Genomic DNA, 18,104 nt, shown 5'->3' with positions numbered 1-18,104 from the left:
CCGGAGGCATACCCAACGACTGCCCGATGCGCGACACCCATCGGCGGTCGATCGCCTCAGGTACGCGGCGTGGTCGAGGCGGTCAGATCAGGGTGGACAGCACCAGCCAGGACACGAAGGCCGAGGGCAACATCGAGTCGAGGCGGTCCATGATGCCACCGTGGCCGGGCAGCAGGGTGCCCATATCCTTGATACCGAGTTCCCGCTTGACCTGAGATTCGATGAGATCGCCGACGGTCGCGACCAGTACCAGGCCGACGCCGAGCACCACGCCGACCATCGAATTGGCTTCCAACAGCAGGGTGACCGTCAGCAGTCCGCCGATCACGCTGAACACCAGCGAACCGCAGAAGCCCTCCCAAGACTTCTTCGGGCTGATCGCGGGCACCATCGGATGCCGCCCGAACAGCACGCCTGCCACATAACCGCCGACATCGGAGCAGACCACCAGGATCATGAAGGTCAGCACCCGCAGATTGCCGTTGGGCTCGAGCAGCAGCAGCGTCGCGAACGAGGCGAGCAGCGGGATCCAGGCCAGGGTGAAGATCGCGATCGCGGTGTCGCGCAGGAAGTTTCGCGGCGCGGTCTGCAAGCCGTGATCGAAAAGGCGCCACACCATACAGATCAGCGTGGTCGCGGCGAAGGCGCCTGCCACACCGCTGGCGCCCCATGGCCAGCCGAACCAGAACATCGCCTGACCGCCGACGATGAGCGGGATGCGCGGGACGAGCACATCGGCCTCCCGCAGTCGCTTGGCGACCTCCCAGGTGGCGACGCCGACAGCGGCAGCCACGACACCGATGAACACCTTCGGCACGAACAGCAGGATCGCGATGAGCGAGAGACCGAGACCGAAGCCGACGGCCAAGGCGGCGGGCAGATTGCGGCCGGCACGCGAGGCGGGGGCCGCGGGCTCCGCCGAGTTCTTCTGCTGGCCGGTGGCATTCACCGGCTCACCCGTCGAATGTTCGGGGGTCGCGTGTTCGGGGGTCGCGGATTCCTCGTTCTCGGGTCCCGGCGTCGCCGGTCCCCAGGCCGAGATCCCACCGCTCGCGGGTCCGGGCGTCGTTGGCCCTGAAGGTGCGGCCATCGGCTTTCCGGTGGCCACGGGCGTGGTGGATCCCCGGCGCGTGGCCTCGGACGTCGCGGAGTCGGTGCGCACGGGTTCAGGAGGTGCGGCCTTGGGAATCGCGGCATCGACCGCGCGCCCATCCTTCGCATCAACTGTGCCGTTGGCCGGCCTCGGCTCCTCGGCCGCACCGGTCGCGTCGGCGTTCTCGGCCACGATTGTCCCGTCGCTCAACTCGTCGTTCCGTTCGTCCCCCGCCCGGGCGGTCCCGAAAGATCCGGCCTCGGACCTCAGACCTCGAGCAGTTCAGCTTCCTTGTGCTTGACCAGTTCATCGACCTGGCCGACATACTTCGCGGTGGTTTTGTCGAGCTCCTTCTCGGCGCGCCCGACCTCGTCCTCACCCGCCTCGCCATCCTTCTGGATCCGCGACAGTTCGTCCATGGCCTTACGGCGGACATTTCGAATCGAGACCTTGGCGTCCTCGCCCTTGCCCTTGGCCTGCTTGGCCAGTTCACGGCGCCGCTCCTCGGTGAGCTGCGGGACCGAGATCCGAATGATGTCACCGTTGTTGGTGGGGTTGACACCGAGATCCGAATTGCGGATCGCGGTCTCGATCGCGCCGAGCGTCGACTGCTCGTACGGCTTGATCACCACCATCCGCGGCTCGGGCACGGTAATGCTCGACACCTGGGTAATCGGTGTCGGCGAACCGTAGTAGTCGATGACAATCCGTTGGAACATACCCGGATTCGCCCGACCGGTACGGATGGACCCGAGATCGTCCTTCGCAACCGAGACGGCCTTCTCCATCTTCTCCTCGGCATCGAAGAGCGCTTCTTCAATCACGACCGTTTCCTCCACAGCGTCGTCATCGTCATGATCCGCGGGCGCGGGGTCAGGACCGAACCAATGTGCCGATCTTCTCACCGGCGACCGCACGGGCGATATTGCCCTTCGTCAACAAATTGAACACCAACATGGGCATTTCGTTGTCCATGCACAGGCTGAAGGCCGTCGCGTCGGCGACCTTCAGGTCACGCTCGATGACCTCTTTATGGGTGATTTCGGTGTACATGGTTGCACTCCGGTCGACGCGGGGATCCGCGGTGAAGACCCCGTCGACCGCCTTGGCCAGCAGCACCACATCGGCGCCGATCTCCAGCGCGCGTTGCGCGGCGGTGGTGTCGGTGGAGAAGTAGGGCATGCCCATACCCGCGCCGAAGATGACAACGCGCCCCTTCTCCAAGTGCCGCTTGGCGCGCAGTGGCAGGTACGGTTCGGCCACCTGCCCCATGGTGATCGCGGTCTGCACACGGGTGTCGATGCCCTGCTGTTGCAAAAAGTCTTGCAGCGCAAGGCTGTTCATCACCGTGCCGAGCATGCCCATGTAGTCCGAGCGGGCGCGTTCCATACCGCGCTCCTCGAGTTCGGCGCCGCGGAAGAAGTTGCCGCCGCCGATCACGACGGCCACTTGAACTCCGCTGGAAACCACCTCGGCGATCTGCTCGGCGACCATCTGCACCACATCGGGGTCGAGCCCGACCTTGCCACCGCCGAACATCTCCCCGCCCAATTTGAGGAGCACCCGGCGATATCCTGGGCGGTCGGTCCCGGGGTACGTCATGGGTGTTCGTCTCCTTCGGCGATAGATTTCGGTCTGTCTACACAGCACGTGGGCCGGATGGCAACGCGGAGGCTCAACACGGAGCGCCTTTATCCTGCCCTACTCGGATTCGATGTGGGTAGAAGCCCCCCTTGGACGCAAGGAACTCGCCCGGTCAGGCTCGGGAATTGCGAATGAACGAGCAGCATCCGGACAGCCGAAACCCCTCGTACACCGGATCCGGTGTACGAGGGGTTTCGCGGGCGTGATCAGGCCTGGCCGACCTCGAAGCGGGCGAAGCGGGTCACGGTGACACCGGCCTCGTCCAGCAGCGCCTTGACGGTCTTCTTCGAATCGGTGACCGACGCCTGCTCCAGCAGGACGACATCCTTGAAGAAGCCGTTGACGCGGCCCTCGGTGATCTTCGCCAACGCGGCCTCGGGCTTGCCCTCTTCCTTGGCGGTTTCCTCGGCGATGCGGCGCTCGTTCTCCACCACGTCGGCCGGCACTTCCTCGCGGGTCAGGTACTTGGCCTTGAGCGCGGCGACCTGCATGCCGACGGCACGCGCGGCCTCGGCAGCGGTGTCACCCTCGCCCTGGTACTCGACCAGCACGCCGACGGCGGGCGGCAGGTCGGTGGCACGCTTGTGCAGGTAGACGGCGACCGGGCCGTCGAAGGCGACGACGCGACGCAGCTCGAGCTTCTCGCCGATCTTGGCCGCGAGCGCCTGCATCGCCTCCTCGACGGTCTGGCCGTCCAGCTTCAGCGCCTTCAGCGTGTCCAGGTCGGCGGCCTTGGCGGCCGCGGCGGCGGTCACGATCTTGTCGGCGAGGCCCTGGAACTCGTCGTTCTTGGCGACGAAGTCGGTCTCGGAGTTGATCTCGATCAGCACGCCGTCCTTGGCGACGACCAGGCCCTCAGCAGTAGCACGCTCGGCGCGCTTGCCGACATCCTTGGCGCCCTTGATGCGCAGCACCTCGACGGCCTTGTCGAAATCGCCGTCGGTCTCGACGAGCGCGTTCTTGCAGTCCATCATCCCGGAGCCGGTGAGCTCCCGCAGCCGCTTCACGTCAGCGGCGGTGTAAGTCGCCATCGGTGGCGATCCTCCTGTGTGTTGTCTCGGGTGGTAACACCACCTTGCCGACCACTCCTACCTAGGAGGGGTCGGCAAGGTGAACAAACGCCATTGCGTCGGCAGCCTCAGGGTCGGAGGCGGCAGCCCGCGTAGCCGTGTAGGCCCCGCTGCCGCCGCCATCCAACACTGCGTCGATCAGGCGTCGGCCGGGGTAGCGGGTGCCTCGGCGTCGGTCGCCTCGGTCGCTTCGGTCGCGGCGGGCGCGGCCTGCGCGAGCAGCTCCTGCTCCCACTCGGCGAGCGGCTCGCCCGCACCGGCTTCCGGCTTCTCGTCACCGGTGGCAATACCGGCCCGCGCCTGCACGCCCTCGGCCACCGCGGAGGCGACGACCTTGGTCAGCAGTGCGGCGGAACGGATCGCGTCGTCGTTACCCGGGATCGGGTAGTCGACCAGGTCAGGATCGCAGTTGGTGTCGAGGATCGCGATGACCGGGATGTTCAGCTTGCGCGCCTCGCCGACGGCGATGTGCTCCTTGTTGGTGTCGACGACCCAGATGGCCGAGGGCACCTTGGCCATATCGCGGATACCGCCGAGGGTGCGCTCCAGCTTGTTCATCTCACGCGTCAGCATGAGGATTTCCTTCTTGGTGCGCCCCTCGAAGCCACCGGTCTGCTCCATCGCCTCGAGCTCCTTGAGGCGCTGCAGGCGCTTGTGCACGGTGGAGAAGTTGGTGAGCATGCCACCCAGCCAACGCTGGTTGACGTAGGGCATCCCGACGCGAGTCGCCTCGGCCGCGATCGACTCCTGGGCCTGCTTCTTGGTGCCGACGAAGAGGACGGTGCCACCGTGGGCGACGGTCTCCTTGACGAACTCGTAGGCCTTGTCGATGTAGGTCAGCGTCTGCTGCAGGTCGATGATGTAGATGCCGTTGCGGTCGGTGAAGATGAACCGCTTCATCTTCGGGTTCCAGCGCCGGGTCTGGTGTCCGAAGTGTGCGCCGCTGTCGAGCAGCTGCTTCATGGTTACGACAGCCATGGTGCCGTATCTCTCTTTCGTTGCCGGTTGCCGCGGCGAATCGGTGATCCGCCGCCCTGGCGCCGCCGAATCATCGGACCCGACCGTGAGGATCAGGACCAGCCGATGATTCCCTGCTTCGCATGCGCTGCCGAGTCACGAAGTCGAGCTTCGTTCGAACAGCGCCGTTACGAACAAGCACGGGGTGGCGCGCGAAGTCGGTCCATGCAGGCACAGACCGCTCGACTAGTCTACGGGCTGCGGGGGCGAGTTTCTAAATCGCCCTGTCACAGGTCGAAACGGGCGATCTTCACAACCGGGCACGTTGTCCACACTCGCCGAAGCGGGGGTACTGCGGCTGCCGTGCGCGGCCGACGCTTGAAGCATGAATCGCATAGCTATCTCGATGACCATGCTCATCCCACCGCTGTTCCTGGTGTCACTGGCTCTGGCACAGCCGGTTTCGGCCGCACCACCGAATGACGCGGCTGCCGTCGCGCTACCTTCGGGACCTGCGGCAATCGCCACGCCTGGTGGCGGTTTTCCTGGATCGGAAGTCGTGTTCGGGGAGTGCACGGGTTCGGCTTGTTCGACGCCGCAGGCCGAAGGTGGGCCGATGCGCGTGCCGGATCCACTCCGGGCTGCGCCACTCGTAGTGAATGTTGCGCCCGATACGTTGGGTTTGGATGTCGCACTGAATGCCCGTGTGCACATTGCGCCTCATGCGTTGGGTGTAGCTGTCATGCCCGACGCAGCCTTGGTCAACATTGCGCCCAGCCCGCTGGAAGTCATCTTTGCGTCGAATGCGCTCCGGGCTGCTGGTGCGCCGGATGCAGTGCACGCGAATATCTCATCCGACGAGCTCTGCGGAAATGTCACTCTCGAGCCACCTCCGGTAAACGTCGCGTCTGATGCACAACAGGAGAACGTCACACCGGACGCACTCCACGTCGATGTGGCGCCCGACGCAGTCCGCGCGGACCGTGCACCCACAGCGCTCCGGACGGGCAATACGTTCGATGCGGGTGCGGCCGATGGCGGGCAGACGCCGATCTCCGATGCGGATGCGGCACCACTCACCGCCGATATCGCGCGGGCGGATGGCACCGGGTCGGCGAGTTCGTTACCGCGGATTGTCAGCGATCTGATGTCGCGGCTGCGGGATCTGGTTCGGCGGGCTCCGCTCCCCATGCCCCGCTGATCACGGATGAACCGCCTCGGCAGGGTTAGCTGGCCGTATCGGCGGCGGCTGATTCCGATTGTCCTCGGGGTCATCGCTCTGCTGGGACTCGTTGCGGAGCAGTCGGTTTCGGCTGCCCCGCACGGGGAGTTCAGCTGGCCGCTGCAACCACGGCCCACGGTCGAGCGACAATTCGACAAACCGGCGCAGGACTGGCTACCCGGGCATCGCGGGGTCGATCTGGCAGGTGCGCCTGGGCAGGCGGTGCTGGCGGCCGGAGACGGAATCGTGGTGTTCGCGGGGACGGTCGCGGGCAAGCCGGTCGTGTCGATCGATCACCCCGCCGGGTTTCGAACCACCTACGAGCCGGTGCAGGCAGAGGTTTCAGTGGGCCTGCGCGTCGGCCGCGGAACGCGAATCGGCACCTTGGTGGTGGGACATGAGGGTTGCGCGGCGGCCGCGTGCCTGCATTGGGGTGCGAGACGGGAAGCGAGCGGACACAGCCGACGTGAATACATGGATCCGCTCGGACTACTGCACCCAACTCTACGACTGAAGCCGGTGACCTGACTTCCTCCCCGCACCTGCAGGTGGGGGATTCGGACCTTCGCACCGCGTCACGAATGCCTCCCCCATGCCCCGCACATCACCAAGTCAGGTCATGAAAACAATCTGCATCAGGATCATTTACGGCACCGGACACGCCGGGCGTGAACCCGACACACTTTCTCCTCACCGCGGACGCCGCGGATCTCCCTCCACGCTAGGCCATCTGATCAACCCCGCCGAGCAGCAACTTCGGAGGTTGCTCTTCCGTCATGGCAGTTCCGAGGTGAGGATCGGGTTATGGGATATGCGCTCGGAGATCCGCCGTTCACCTATACCGAGGTCGGCGCGACCAAGGGGGTGCTGCCTGCGGGCTATCACCGGTTTCGGCTGCGCCGCAGGATCGGATACGGGCGAGCACTGTTCGAGCGCGCGGGCGCGGAAATCCTGGCGTATCGAATGCAGAAGGGCACCCGCATTTTTCGAGACGCCGATACACCGACCGCGGAGCCGGGGACGCGACTCACGATGCGATTGGGCGTCGGTCCGATCGGCATCACCGCACCGTGCCGGGTCGTGTACATCCTCGACGAACCGGACCGGCGCGGCTTCGCCTACGGCACGCTGCCCGGGCATCCGGAGATCGGCGAGGAACTGTTCGCTGTCGAATACGACCCGACCGATGACACCGTCTACGGCCTGGTGACGGCCTTCTCCCGCCCCGGAGCCTGGTACGTCCGGCTGGGCGGACCGGCGGTTCGAGCTATCCAGCGCATCATCGCCGGAAAGTACATCGACACGCTTCCGATGTCCGCCTAGCAGCCCGGCACGTTACACCTGACATGGAACGTCGAATTCAGCGGCAGCACATCCGAATTCGACGTGCCCGCTCGAAGGACCTAGAGCTGCGCCGCGAGTGCGGCGGCTTCGGCGCGCAACAGGTCACCGTGGTCGGAGCGATCGAGAGTGTCGTATTCGGCGGCCGCCTGCTATGGGTCGGAGATTTCGGCGCGAACGATCTGCTCGATATCGGCCTCGGTGAGTTCTTGGCGACGAACTTCGGCGGCGCCGAGTCCGACCGTGCCGCTCTCGATCGCACCGGCCTTTATGTCCACGGTGTCGATGGCTTCGGTGTTATCGATGGCACCGAGGGCGGAACGCAATCCGGCGATCGTGCTGCGGTCGCGGTCTTCATCGCGGCGGACAGCCGCGCATGCATGGGTACGGATTTGTCGATGGCTTCGGTGGACATGGTCGCCGACCGTGCGCGGCCGCACCCCACGGGTCGAGCGATTCAGCCGAATGGCCCGCGAGGTCGCGCCGCTATCTCACGGTGTGACGATCGCGAAGTCCGGATCCGGCGCGTCGATCACACCGACCAGCTGTGCCAGCCCGGCCGGATCGCCGGCGATGGCGATATCGCCTGCGGCGACCAGCGCGCCGAGATCCGCGCCCGCCAACAGGACTCGAATCAGGATCGACCTGGTCAGGGTGAAGGAGGCGTCCGGATCGGGTAGGTCGACGCCTTCGGGCTTGTCGTAGTGGACCAGCAGGCCGTTGCGCAGTTCGAGGCGATAGGTGCGTTTCTCGTCGGTGATGTGCCAGTCGGTCACCACGCGCAGATTCCATGCCTTCGCCCCGTCGATGCGCAGCGCGATCGCGTCGAAGATCTGCTCGATGGTCAGCGCGGCGAGCATGGACGGCGAATCCGCCGTCGTCGGCGTGCCGAACGAGCCGTTGCGCAGCTCATAGGCTCCGCTGAGGTAGAAGTTGCGCCAGGTAGCGTTCTCCGCGCCGTAGCCGAGTTGTTCGAAGGTATCGGCCTGCAACGCTTTCGCCGCCTCGTTGGCCGGATCTGCGAAGATAACATAGTTGACCACCTGGGCAACCCACCGGTAATCCCCTGCGCTGTAAGCGGTTTGCGCCTTGCGCAACACTTCGCCGGCGCCGCCCATGAACTCCACATGGCGTTTGGCGGATTCGACCGGCGGATGCTCCCACAGATGCGCCGGATTACCGTCGAACCACCCCAGGTACCGCTGGTAGATGGCCTTGACATTGTGGCTGACCGAGCCGTAATACCCGTGCGTATGCCACGCATCGGCAATGGCCGGTGGCAGTTCCAGCATCTCCGCGATCTCCCCGCCCACATACCCCTGATTGAGCCGGCGCACTGTCTGATCGTGCAGGTACCCATACAGATCCCGTTGCAGCGAGAGGTATTCCACCAGCCGGTCGGTACCCCAGGTCGGCCAGTGATGCGAGGCGAAAACCACGTCGGAATTACGGGCGAACAGATTGATCGACTCGGTCAGATACTTGGCCCACACGTGCGGGTCGCGCACCAGCGCACCACGCAGCGTCAATAGATTGTGCAGTGTGTGGGTCGCGTTTTCGGCCATGCACAACGCGCGCATATCCGGGAAGTAGAAGTTCATCTCGGCGGGCGCCTCGGTGCCCGGGGTGAGCTGGAAGACGATCCGGATTCCATCGACCGTTATTTCCTGACCGGTGGTGGTGATATCCAGCGTCGGCGGAATCAAGGTGATCGTGCCCAGCGACGTGGTCTGTCCGAGCCCAGCCCCGACCTGCCCCTTCGGCCCCCGCGGTAGCGCGGCGCCGTACATATAGGCGGATCGACGCCCCATCGCCGTTCCCACATAGATGTTTTCGGCAACCGCGTGTTCGAGGAATCCGGCCGGTGCGAGTACCGGGCAGCGGCCCGACGCGGCATCCTCGACCGTCGTCACACCCATCGCACCGCCGAAATGGTCGACGTGCGAATGGGTATAGATCAACCCGGTCACCGGTCGATCGCCCCGGTGCGCGCGATACAGCGCCAGGCCCGCCGCCGCGGTCTCCGCCGAGATCAGCGGATCGATCACGAGCACACCGGTGGCGCCCTCGATCAGGGTCATATTCGACAGATCGAGCCCGCGGATCTGATAGATACCCGGCGCGACCTCGTACAGGCCCTGTTTGACGACCAACCCGGACTGCCGCCACAGGCTCGGATTGACCGACGCCGGACAGGTTCCCTGTAGGAAGGCGTAAGAGTCGTTGTCCCACACTACCTTTCCGTCCGGCGTGCGCACCTCCCCGGGCTCGAGTGCCGCGACGAACCCGCGATCCACGTCCATGAGATCGGCCGTGTCAGCGGGCAGTCCGGCCGCCGCTCGATGCTGCTCGGCGACGATGAATTGGCTCGGCTCGGTTGCTGTGTTCATATCCGTCCTCCTGTGGTTGTCAGCCGAACATGTCCGGCCCGCAACGCATTAGGGCCGTGGATCCGTGAAACCGACTGTGGCCGCAATACATGCGACGGCCACCACCGCCAGCACTGTCGCGGCAATGACGCTCCCGCCGTGCCCGAAGCGCCCCTGATGCAAGGCACGATTGCGCGAAATACACAGGGCCGCAACGGCTGCCATGGTGATCGCCGCGCCGATCGATGCGATGGCCGTGGCGCGCCACCCGCTGGACGCGGCATGATTGAGGAAAAGCGCGGCGACGACCATCGCAGCAATGGCTGTGCGCCGCCACGCCAACGCGGTGCGCTCGGCGGCCAGCCCCTGGGGGCTCATCGGAACAACACCACCACGCACGCAAATACCGAAACGACGGCGATACCCGCCGACAGAATCGGCACCATGATCGTGTCGGGCAGCGGTTCGCCGTTCCGCATGGCCCGACCAACGCGCCGCCAATGTCCGTACGCACCGACCGCGATGATCACGGCGAGCACGATGCAGCTCATGGCGAGCGTGCGCCGCAACCCCGGCATCCGCAACGGCTGCACCAGCGTGTGCACCGCGACACCGCCCGCGAGCAGGCCGAGCGAGGTACGCATCCAGGCCAGGAAGGTGCGCTCGTTGGCGAGGGTGAAGCGGTAATCGATCTCCTCTTCCCCGTCCTCGGATTCCTCGGCGGGGTTGGGCAGGGTCATGCCGCCTCGGCTCGGGTTTCACGATTCACGGGCACCTCTCCATCGCTGGTCGGTTTCCTAGCGCATGCGAACGCTCCGCTACGTCAGGTTATCGAGCGGCGTTGTCGTCGTCTACGAAGAGCACGATCGCACGTGCCGCGGACCGGTAGGAACACGGGTCAGACGAGTGTGGCGTCCTGGAAGGTCATCGCGAGCCGATCGACGGCCGAAGCCATGAGTGCGCGCTTGGGTAAGCCGAGGGAGCGTAACTCGTCGGCCCAGTCATGCTCACCGAGGGCCAGTTCGGCGCCGCCGGGGCGAACATGCGTGCCGGACGGTTTCATCTGCCACTGCGTGCAGCGGGTGACCCCGTCGATGTGGGAGTACGCGTCGAAGGACGAGCCGCCTCGGCGTTGCGGAACCGCGAGGCCGGTACGGATGGCGAGATCGACGATCAGCTGCCCGCTCTGGTGCAGTACGCCACGTCGCACGCTGCCCTCATGCTGTGCGTCGAAATCGGCGATTTCCTTGGGGAATCCCCAGATGCCGCGGCCCGCGGCCAGCGTGAATTCGCCGTCGACGGGGAGACGATGGATGAAGACGCCCGCGCGACCGGCGGACAGCGCACGCAGATCACCGAATGCGCCGTCGGGCGCAGCGGTGTGGTGTCGGATCATGAAGGACACACCGAACTCGTTGTACGGCCCGAGGTCGCCATCGATGTAATCGACGAAAACGAGGGTGCACATGGCGCGAACGCCCGGCAGCCGAAGGATCTCCAGGCCGGAGTAGTCGATGAGTCGCTGCGCGGCAGCCGCCGGTACCGAGTAGGTCGCCATGAAGGCGTGCGCGAGCCGAATCCGCACCGGCACGCGCACTTCCTTGCCCAGCACAGTATGCGTACTCATCGGCTCCACCCCGACACGGCAGTGCGGCATCCGTCGACTGCCGACCGGTCGACCAAACGCGCGGCGTCCACAAATCCTCCAAACTGGAACTCGTGCCAGGATAGTCACGGTTTCACGGTTGCCGCACGGCTTTCATTCACACGAACACGTTTCAGAATCGCTACTGGACCCGCTAGCGAGCAGTTCATGTCGAGTTCGTACACCATCGCCCCTGACCAGGGCGAGTTCGGTCCGATTCCGCCTGCGAGAAGGGGCCGACGCCCCAGTCATGGCCTTAGTTCCGATAGTCGCCCGCCACTCCTGCGGGCAGTCACACGCGGCGGTCCGATGATTCCGACCACGGACAGCGGGTGTCGCTCCGATCGGGCCTCTGATCTGCCGATCCGTGGACGGTCAGGCGCGGGGGTGGGCCTGGTCGTGGACCTTTTTCAGGCGCTCGATAGAGACGTGGGTGTAGAGCTGAGTAGTCGCCATGCTGGCGTGGCCGAGGAGTTCTTGTACTACGCGCAGGTCCGCGCCACCCTCGAGTAGATGGGTTGCGGCCGAATGCCGCAGGCCGTGCGGACCCATATCGGGTGCGCCCGGGATTGCCGAAACGACCTCGTGGACAACCGTTCTGGCCTGACGTTGGTCCAGTCGTTTGCCGCGACGGCCGAGCAACAGAGCGCGGCCGGATTCGGCTGTCGCGAGTGCCGGGCGGCCGTACCGCAGCCAGTTCGCGATCGCCTCGTCGGCCGGAACACCGAAGGGCACCGAGCGCTCCTTATTGCCCTTACCGATAACGCGGACCAGCCGCCGCTCCCGATCGATATCGTCGATATCGAGGCCGCACAACTCGCTCACCCGAATGCCGCTCGAGTACAACAGTTCCACGATCAGCCGATCGCGCAACGCCATCGGATCACGTTGCACCGCACCGGATTCCGCCGCATCCATAGCCGCGACAGCCTGCTGCGCGCCGAGCACCGCGGGCAGCACCCGATGCGCCTTCGGCGATCCGAGCCGCAACCCCGGATCGATCGACAGCCGCCCGGCACTGGTCAGCCACGCGGTGAACGTCCGCGCCGAAGACGCCCGCCGTGCCAGGGTCGTCCGCGCCGCCCCGCCGGCCGACAGCGCCGCCAACCACGACCGCAATAACGCCAGATCCATTTCCCGCACCGCCGAGTCCGCCGACCGCGCGACCAAATGCCCCAACAATGACCGCGCATCCCCCACGTACGCCCGCGCCGTATGCGCCGACCGATTCCGCCCGAGCCGCAAATGCCGCTCATACTCCGCCAGCAACGCCTCGAGATCCTCCGGCAACTCCATTCCGTTACCGTCACCGCGCCATCCCCCCTTGGCAAGTCAGCACGCCGCAGCGCCACCGGTTTACCTGCTGTGGACCCGGCTATACCGCGTCAAGCAGGTGGATGCTCGTCATCGCGCCACCCCCGGAACCGCCGTCAGGTCGCGGTGGCGGTACGGAACGGGGCGCATCCCGGGCCGGTCGGGACCGTGGAACCCGGCCCGAAATCCGTGCACGACACCGCCACACACACCACGACCGCGAACACCACGACCGTGTCAACTGCTACACCTCCACCGGATTCCGAGTGCAAGCCACGACCGTCTTTACCTCCCATCGCGGCGAAGCACCAGGTTCCACGGCGGAACCCTCCCTCGCCGCGAAGGAACCGGCCCCGACGTCACAGGTCTGAGGGCTCCCGGTTGCCGGCTGTCACCGTCAAGCGCGAGCCCGTGACTTCGAGGTTCGGGATCCGACACGACCGACGCACGAGGCGCCGCACGGCGGAGCGGGCACTCCCGTCGTAGCCGGGTGCAGGCAGCCGTCGCCGCAGAGCGCGACCCGGACCGTTCACGAAATGACAGCCTCACCTCCCTTCGCGTCGTTGAGCGTTGAGTTATCGGGGTATCGGCTCAGGGGGCTTGCGGGTTCGATGCCAACCGTTCTGGTCCATGCCGACCAGGCCCGCGAGTTCTAGCGCTGGGAGGATGGCGCGAACGGTGGGGAGTTCTACGCCGGAGTTTTCGGCGATAGCGCGGGGTTGGCGGGAGCCGACTTTCGGGAGCGCGGCGTAGACCGATGCTTCGTTACCGTGTAATCGGTCGCTGGGGTCGGACGGCTGGGTAGTTGGTAGCGAAAGGCGTAGTGGGCCTGCTTCATCGATGACCTCTTCGGCGCGGGTGACCAGGAGGGCCTCGCCTTCGCGGATCATGCGGTGACAGCCTGCCGAGGCGGCGGCGGTGACCGGGCCGGGTATGGCCAGGGCGGGGCGGCCGAGGCGGCGAGCCCATTTCACAGTATTGCGAGCGCCGCTGCGCAATCCGGCCTCTACGACGAGGACGCCATCTGCCAGGGCAGCGATCAGACGATTGCGGGCCAGGAACTGATTCTTGTGGGCGACCGTGCCTGGCGGATATTCGCTGATTACCACACCGGTTTCGGCAATCTCGGCCAGCAGTCGCTCATGCTGGGCCGGGTACGGGCGATCGATACCACATGCCAGAACGGCGATCGTCGGAGCACCGACGGCGAGGGCCGCTCGATGGGCCATACCGTCGATGCCGAATGCGGCACCGGAGACGATGGTCCACCCCTGGGCGGCCAGATCACCGACGATCTCGCCGGTGATGTGCTCCCCGTATCCGCTACTGCACCGCGCCCCGACCACCGCGATCGCCCGTTCGCTCGACTCCAGCAATGACCGTGGCCCGCGTACCCACAGCACCAACGGGACCGCCCCATCACGATCACGTCCGGGCTCGAGCTGGCGGAGCCCGAGCATCCGCCAGGCCGGCCACTCCGGATCATCCGGAGTGACCAACCGCCCGCCCATCCGCGCCAGGATCTCGAGATCCCGTGCTGCACTATCGATCTCCCGCCGCTTGGCCGTCGGCCCGAACAACGACTCCGGCAACTCACATTCCCGCACCGCCCGCGCCGCCTCCACCACCCCCACCGATTCGATCAACGACGACAACGCAGCACACGGCCCCTGAACAACCCGTGACAAATACGCCCAAGCCAACCGGCGCTCATCAGCATCCCCACTGGGAACCGTCGCCCCCGAACCCTCCGAAGCCCAACCATCCAGATCCACAACCCCACGCTCCGCACCGCCATGCCCCGCCGCATCCATCCTGCTGACCCTCGAGGCGACCGGATACGTATCACTTCCCACCGCCGCACCCGCGGTCTTCGTCGCCCCACTCGCCGAAGCAGTAGATCCGTTGCCGACCGGTATCTCGGCGCTGGCGGTGGCAACGTCCGAATCTCCGGCGGGACGCCGGCCACAAGCCGCCACGGACGCGCAATCCGAGTCACTGCCCGCCGGCTCACCCACCCACCAGGCGGCAGCAGAATCACTATCCGCCGCCGCGCCCGGATAACCGTCGGTAGAACCATTACCCACTGGCGCCGCCGCGAAATCCGATGCGGTCGTATCGATGTGCGCCGTATCGGCGCACCCGGAGGCGTTTGCGCCGACCACCTCTGTCGCAGCGCCCCCGGTCACGGAGATATCACCCTCGATCGGACGCTGGTCTCCCGTTGCCGCGCTCACTGCGCACCCCGTTGACGGAAGTTCAAGGCGGCCAATACATCTCGGGCGCTGGGTCGGTCGGCGTTGCGGAGGTCGCAGATGGTCCAGGCGACGCGGATCGCGCGGTCGGCGCCGCGGGCGGAGAGGCGGCCGAGGCGGAGGGCGGCCTCGATGGGGGCGGTCGCTTCGCGCGGGAGCCGAAAGCGTTGGCGCAGGATGTGGCCGGGAACTTCGGCATTGGTTGCCCAGCCGTAGTCCTTCCAGCGCTGTACTGCGGCGTGCCGTGCGGCCGCGACTCGGCAGCGTACGACCTCGCTGCTCTCGGCCTCCTCGGCGGCGAACGATGCGCCGGAGTGGCCGTGCATTTGGACCCAGATATCGATGCGATCCATCAACGGTCCGGATAACTTGCCGAGGTATCGGCGGCGGGCGAGTGGCGCACAGATGCAGTCGACATCGCGGGCGGGGGCACACGGGCAAGGGTTCGCGGCCAAGACGAGTTGGAAACGGGCCGGGTAGCGAGCCACGCCGTCGCGGCGAGCGATGCGAACTTCACCCTCCTCCAACGGAGTTCGCATCGCTTCCAGAACCTTCGTGGCAATCTCAGCGCATTCGTCCAGAAACAGTACGCCGCGGTGGGCGCGGCTGACCGCACCCGGGCGAGCGGTCCCCGAACCACCGCCAACCATGGCGCTCGCCGACGTCGAATGGTGTGGTGCGACGAACGGCGGCATGGTGATCAGCGGATGCTCGTCGGACAACAGGCCCGCTACCGAATGAATGGCGGTCACCTCGAGTGCCTCTGCCTCGGTCAGCGGCGGCAACAGGCCTGGAAGGCGTTGCGCCAGCATCGTTTTCCCGATACCTGGCGGCCCGGTCAGCAGCAGGTGGTGTCCGCCCGCCGCCGCCACCTCCAGCGCCCACCTGGCCTCGTCCTGACCGACCACCTCACTCAGATCGCCGCCCTTGCGCAGGGTATCCGGCATCATGCCCTCCGGCTCGGCGAGCATGCCCTCGCCTCGCAGCCACATGATCACGGTACGCAGGCTCACCGCCCCGAGTACCTCGATCCCGGCCACCAGACCGGCCTCGGCCAAGGCAGACTGCGGCACGATCACCCGCGAGTACCCCGCATTGCGGGCGGTCATCACCGCAGGCAGGATCCCGCGTACCCGTCGGACCCGGCCGTCGAGCCCCAACTCTCCCAGCAGCACGGTCTTCGCCAGGCGTTCGGAAGGCACAGCCCCCGCCGCATCCAACACGGCAGTGGCGAGGGCCAGGTCATAAACGCTTCCGATCTTCGGCAACGTCGCGGGCGACAGCGCGAGGGTCACTCGCCCATCGGGCCACTTCTCGCCGGTATTGACCACTGCGGACCGCACCCGATCTCGGGATTCCTGCAGTGCTGTGTCCGGCAGCCCAACCAGGTGCAACGATGGCAGCCCCTGTCCGATATCTGCCTCGATTTCGACCAGTTGACCGTCCACTCCGGCAACTGCGACCGAATACGCCCGCCCCAGCGCCATCAGAACACCGCTTTCAGATGATCGATGACCGGTTGATGGCCGCGATGCAGCAGCACCGAAATGACATCGAAGCGGATATCGCGCCACGGACCGTCCTGCTCGGCCAGCCACACCAGCGCCAACCGCCTGATCCGCTGCTGCTTATCGAAGGTGACCGCCTCGGCCGGCGTGCCGAATTTCGCTCCGGTTCGCGTTTTTACCTCGATGAAGGCGGTGACGCGGCCGTCCCTGGCGATCAGATCCAGTTCGCCGTACTTGCACCGCCAATTCCTGCGGATGATCTCCACCCCGGAGGCCTGCAGGAATCGGGCCGCCAGTTCTTCCCCTTGTGCGCCGAGCGCCTGGTTGTCTGCCACCGGTTCAGCGTGCCTGGGCCGCGCTCGCGGCCGATGACAGCGACCTGCGCAAACAGAAAGCCTGTGGAAATCCGCTCAGCTGTGGACAACCCGGGCCTCCGGCACCCGTACTCCGCCTACTTGTCGGTGCGCAATGCTATTGGACCACGCCAGATCAGCACGGATCGCAGTCTGCGCTGATCAGCGCGCTCGCCTACTCCGGCAACCGCAGATCGGGCTTCTCCAACTCCTCGATATTCACGTCCTTGAACGTGATCACCCGAACATGCTTCACGAAGCGTGCGGGCCGATACATATCCCACACCCACGCATCGCTCATGCGCACCTCGAAGTACACCTCGCCGTCGGCGTTCTGCGGCCGCAATTCGACGGAGTTGGCCAGATAGAAGCGGCGCTCGGTCTCCACCACGTACGAGAACTGACCGACGATGTCCTTGTACTCCCGATACAGCGAGAGCTCCATCTCGGTTTCGTATTTCTCCAGGTCCTCGGCACTCATCGGGTGGGACGTCCTCCTTCTCGCCGCATTGCTTCTGCTGTCACCATCATCGCGCATGCGCCGCGTGGGTAGCCACTCGGCCATCCGGTTCGACGCCTTCCAGCGAAACCTCATCGGCCAGTTCCGCGTCGGCATACTCCGCCGCCGCTACCGGCCGCAACCCTGCCGCCTCCCGCACATTGCGCCAGGATCGGCGGTGCTCGCTGCTCGGTCCGAGCCGCTCCAGCGCGGCCGTATGCTCGGGCGTGTTGTAACCCTTGTGCGCGGCGAATCCGTAGCCCGGAAACCGCTCGTCCAGCTCGACCATCATCCGATCCCTGGTCACCTTGGCCAGAATGCTCGCCGCGGCGATGCAGGCCGCGGCGGCGTCACCGCCGATGACCGGCAGCGACGGCACCGGAATTCCGGGCACTCGGAATCCGTCGGTCAGCACATACCCCGGTGTCCGGCCGAGACCGGCGACCGCGCGGCGCATGCCCTCGATATTGGCGACGTGGATGCCGATCGAATCGATCTCCCAGGCCGGAATGACGACAACCTTCCAGGCCAGCGCCAACCGGGTGATGACCGGGTACAGCTCCTCGCGCACGGATTCGGTGAGCTTCTTGGAATCGTCGAGTCCGGCCAGCCTGTCGTAAGCCTTGGGAGCGAGCAGACAGGCGGCGACGACCAGAGGCCCCGCACAGGGTCCGCGTCCGGCCTCGTCGACACCGGCAACCGGGCCCAGTCCGCTACGGATCAGCGCCGCCTCCAGCGTGCGCAACCCACCGGCTCGACGCATCACGACCCGCGGCGGCCACCCGTTGCCCGGAGTCGCGCCATTAGCCCTAGCCACTCGCCCCTGCTCCACTC

Annotated in this window: 19 protein-coding genes; 3 read left to right on the top strand and 16 right to left on the bottom strand. The window is 66.0% G+C overall.

Features of this window, described 5'->3' with window-relative positions:
• Window positions 1-82: 82 nt before the first annotated feature.
• The 5 genes from AB0J29_RS27620 to rpsB form a co-directional block, all read right to left on the bottom strand.
• Window positions 83-949, bottom strand: coding sequence for a phosphatidate cytidylyltransferase (locus tag AB0J29_RS27620; protein ID WP_364792470.1), 867 nt, complete (start codon window positions 947-949; stop codon window positions 83-85).
• 410 nt (window positions 950-1,359) lie between these two features.
• Window positions 1,360-1,917, bottom strand: a complete 558-nt coding sequence (frr, locus tag AB0J29_RS27615) for a ribosome recycling factor (RefSeq protein WP_040693344.1) — start codon at window positions 1,915-1,917, stop codon at window positions 1,360-1,362.
• A 49-nt stretch (window positions 1,918-1,966) separates the two neighbouring features.
• On the bottom strand, window positions 1,967-2,695 hold the full coding sequence (pyrH, locus tag AB0J29_RS27610; protein WP_364792347.1) for a UMP kinase: 729 nt from the start codon (window positions 2,693-2,695) through the stop codon (window positions 1,967-1,969).
• A 248-nt stretch (window positions 2,696-2,943) separates the two neighbouring features.
• Window positions 2,944-3,768: a translation elongation factor Ts gene (gene tsf, locus AB0J29_RS27605; RefSeq protein ID WP_364792344.1), complete on the bottom strand. Its 825-nt coding sequence runs from the start codon at window positions 3,766-3,768 to the stop codon at window positions 2,944-2,946.
• 177 nt (window positions 3,769-3,945) lie between these two features.
• Window positions 3,946-4,785: a 30S ribosomal protein S2 gene (rpsB, locus tag AB0J29_RS27600; protein ID WP_364792341.1), complete on the bottom strand. Its 840-nt coding sequence runs from the start codon at window positions 4,783-4,785 to the stop codon at window positions 3,946-3,948.
• Window positions 4,786-5,149: 364 nt separating this feature from the next.
• Between rpsB and AB0J29_RS27595 the strand changes: the two genes are divergently transcribed.
• The 3 genes from AB0J29_RS27595 to AB0J29_RS27585 all read left to right on the top strand — a co-directional run bounded on the left by AB0J29_RS27595 (window position 5,150) and on the right by AB0J29_RS27585 (window position 7,309).
• Window positions 5,150-5,965 carry a hypothetical protein gene (locus AB0J29_RS27595; protein ID WP_364792338.1) on the top strand — a complete coding sequence of 272 codons (816 nt, stop codon included), beginning with the start codon at window positions 5,150-5,152 and terminating at the stop codon, window positions 5,963-5,965.
• A 6-nt stretch (window positions 5,966-5,971) separates the two neighbouring features.
• Window positions 5,972-6,514: a M23 family metallopeptidase gene (locus tag AB0J29_RS27590; protein ID WP_364792335.1), complete on the top strand. Its 543-nt coding sequence runs from the start codon at window positions 5,972-5,974 to the stop codon at window positions 6,512-6,514.
• Between the two features lie 276 nt (window positions 6,515-6,790).
• Window positions 6,791-7,309 (top strand): DUF1990 domain-containing protein, encoded by a 519-nt coding sequence (locus AB0J29_RS27585; protein WP_364792332.1) that lies wholly within the window; start codon window positions 6,791-6,793, stop codon window positions 7,307-7,309.
• Window positions 7,310-7,479: 170 nt separating this feature from the next.
• On the opposite strand, the gene AB0J29_RS27580 is transcribed toward AB0J29_RS27585, so the two are convergent.
• The 11 genes from AB0J29_RS27580 to AB0J29_RS27530 all read right to left on the bottom strand — a co-directional run bounded on the left by AB0J29_RS27580 (window position 7,480) and on the right by AB0J29_RS27530 (window position 18,087).
• Entirely contained in the window at window positions 7,480-7,653 is a 174-nt protein-coding gene (locus tag AB0J29_RS27580) for a hypothetical protein (protein WP_364792329.1), read from the bottom strand.
• 165 nt (window positions 7,654-7,818) lie between these two features.
• Window positions 7,819-9,717 (bottom strand): alkyl sulfatase dimerization domain-containing protein, encoded by a 1,899-nt coding sequence (locus AB0J29_RS27575; RefSeq protein WP_364792326.1) that lies wholly within the window; start codon window positions 9,715-9,717, stop codon window positions 7,819-7,821.
• A 48-nt stretch (window positions 9,718-9,765) separates the two neighbouring features.
• On the bottom strand, window positions 9,766-10,074 hold the full coding sequence (locus tag AB0J29_RS27570) for a DUF202 domain-containing protein (protein WP_364792323.1): 309 nt from the start codon (window positions 10,072-10,074) through the stop codon (window positions 9,766-9,768).
• Entirely contained in the window at window positions 10,071-10,436 is a 366-nt protein-coding gene (locus AB0J29_RS27565; RefSeq protein WP_364792320.1) for a DUF202 domain-containing protein, read from the bottom strand. Before AB0J29_RS27565 ends, AB0J29_RS27570 begins: the two co-directional genes overlap by 4 nt.
• A gap of 158 nt (window positions 10,437-10,594) precedes the next feature.
• Window positions 10,595-11,323: an acetoacetate decarboxylase family protein gene (locus AB0J29_RS27560; RefSeq protein ID WP_364792317.1), complete on the bottom strand. Its 729-nt coding sequence runs from the start codon at window positions 11,321-11,323 to the stop codon at window positions 10,595-10,597.
• A gap of 393 nt (window positions 11,324-11,716) precedes the next feature.
• Complete coding sequence (locus tag AB0J29_RS27555) at window positions 11,717-12,637, bottom strand: tyrosine recombinase XerC (protein WP_364792314.1); 921 nt, start codon at window positions 12,635-12,637, stop codon at window positions 11,717-11,719.
• Between the two features lie 593 nt (window positions 12,638-13,230).
• Window positions 13,231-14,358, bottom strand: a complete 1,128-nt coding sequence (dprA, locus tag AB0J29_RS27550; RefSeq protein ID WP_364792467.1) for a DNA-processing protein DprA — start codon at window positions 14,356-14,358, stop codon at window positions 13,231-13,233.
• 530 nt (window positions 14,359-14,888) lie between these two features.
• Window positions 14,889-16,397, bottom strand: coding sequence for a YifB family Mg chelatase-like AAA ATPase (locus tag AB0J29_RS27545; RefSeq protein WP_364792311.1), 1,509 nt, complete (start codon window positions 16,395-16,397; stop codon window positions 14,889-14,891).
• Window positions 16,397-16,753 carry a YraN family protein gene (locus AB0J29_RS27540; RefSeq protein ID WP_364792308.1) on the bottom strand — a complete coding sequence of 119 codons (357 nt, stop codon included), beginning with the start codon at window positions 16,751-16,753 and terminating at the stop codon, window positions 16,397-16,399. The genes AB0J29_RS27545 and AB0J29_RS27540 overlap by 1 nt, the downstream gene beginning before the upstream one ends.
• 193 nt (window positions 16,754-16,946) lie before the next feature.
• A complete protein-coding gene (locus AB0J29_RS27535; protein WP_011210678.1) occupies window positions 16,947-17,252 on the bottom strand; it encodes a DUF2469 domain-containing protein in 306 nt (101 codons plus the stop codon).
• Window positions 17,253-17,298: 46 nt separating this feature from the next.
• The gene (locus AB0J29_RS27530) at window positions 17,299-18,087 is read right to left on the bottom strand and encodes a ribonuclease HII (RefSeq protein WP_364792305.1); all 789 of its coding nucleotides are present in this window, start codon (window positions 18,085-18,087) and stop codon (window positions 17,299-17,301) included.
• Window positions 18,088-18,104: the final 17 nt, after the last annotated feature.

The sequence above is a fragment of the Nocardia sp. NPDC049707 genome, from assembly GCF_040674855.1.
Classification (GTDB): Bacteria; Actinomycetota; Actinomycetes; order Mycobacteriales; family Mycobacteriaceae; genus Nocardia.
Note: the sequence above shows the minus strand (reverse complement) of the source record. Positions and strands in the feature narration are given on the sequence as shown.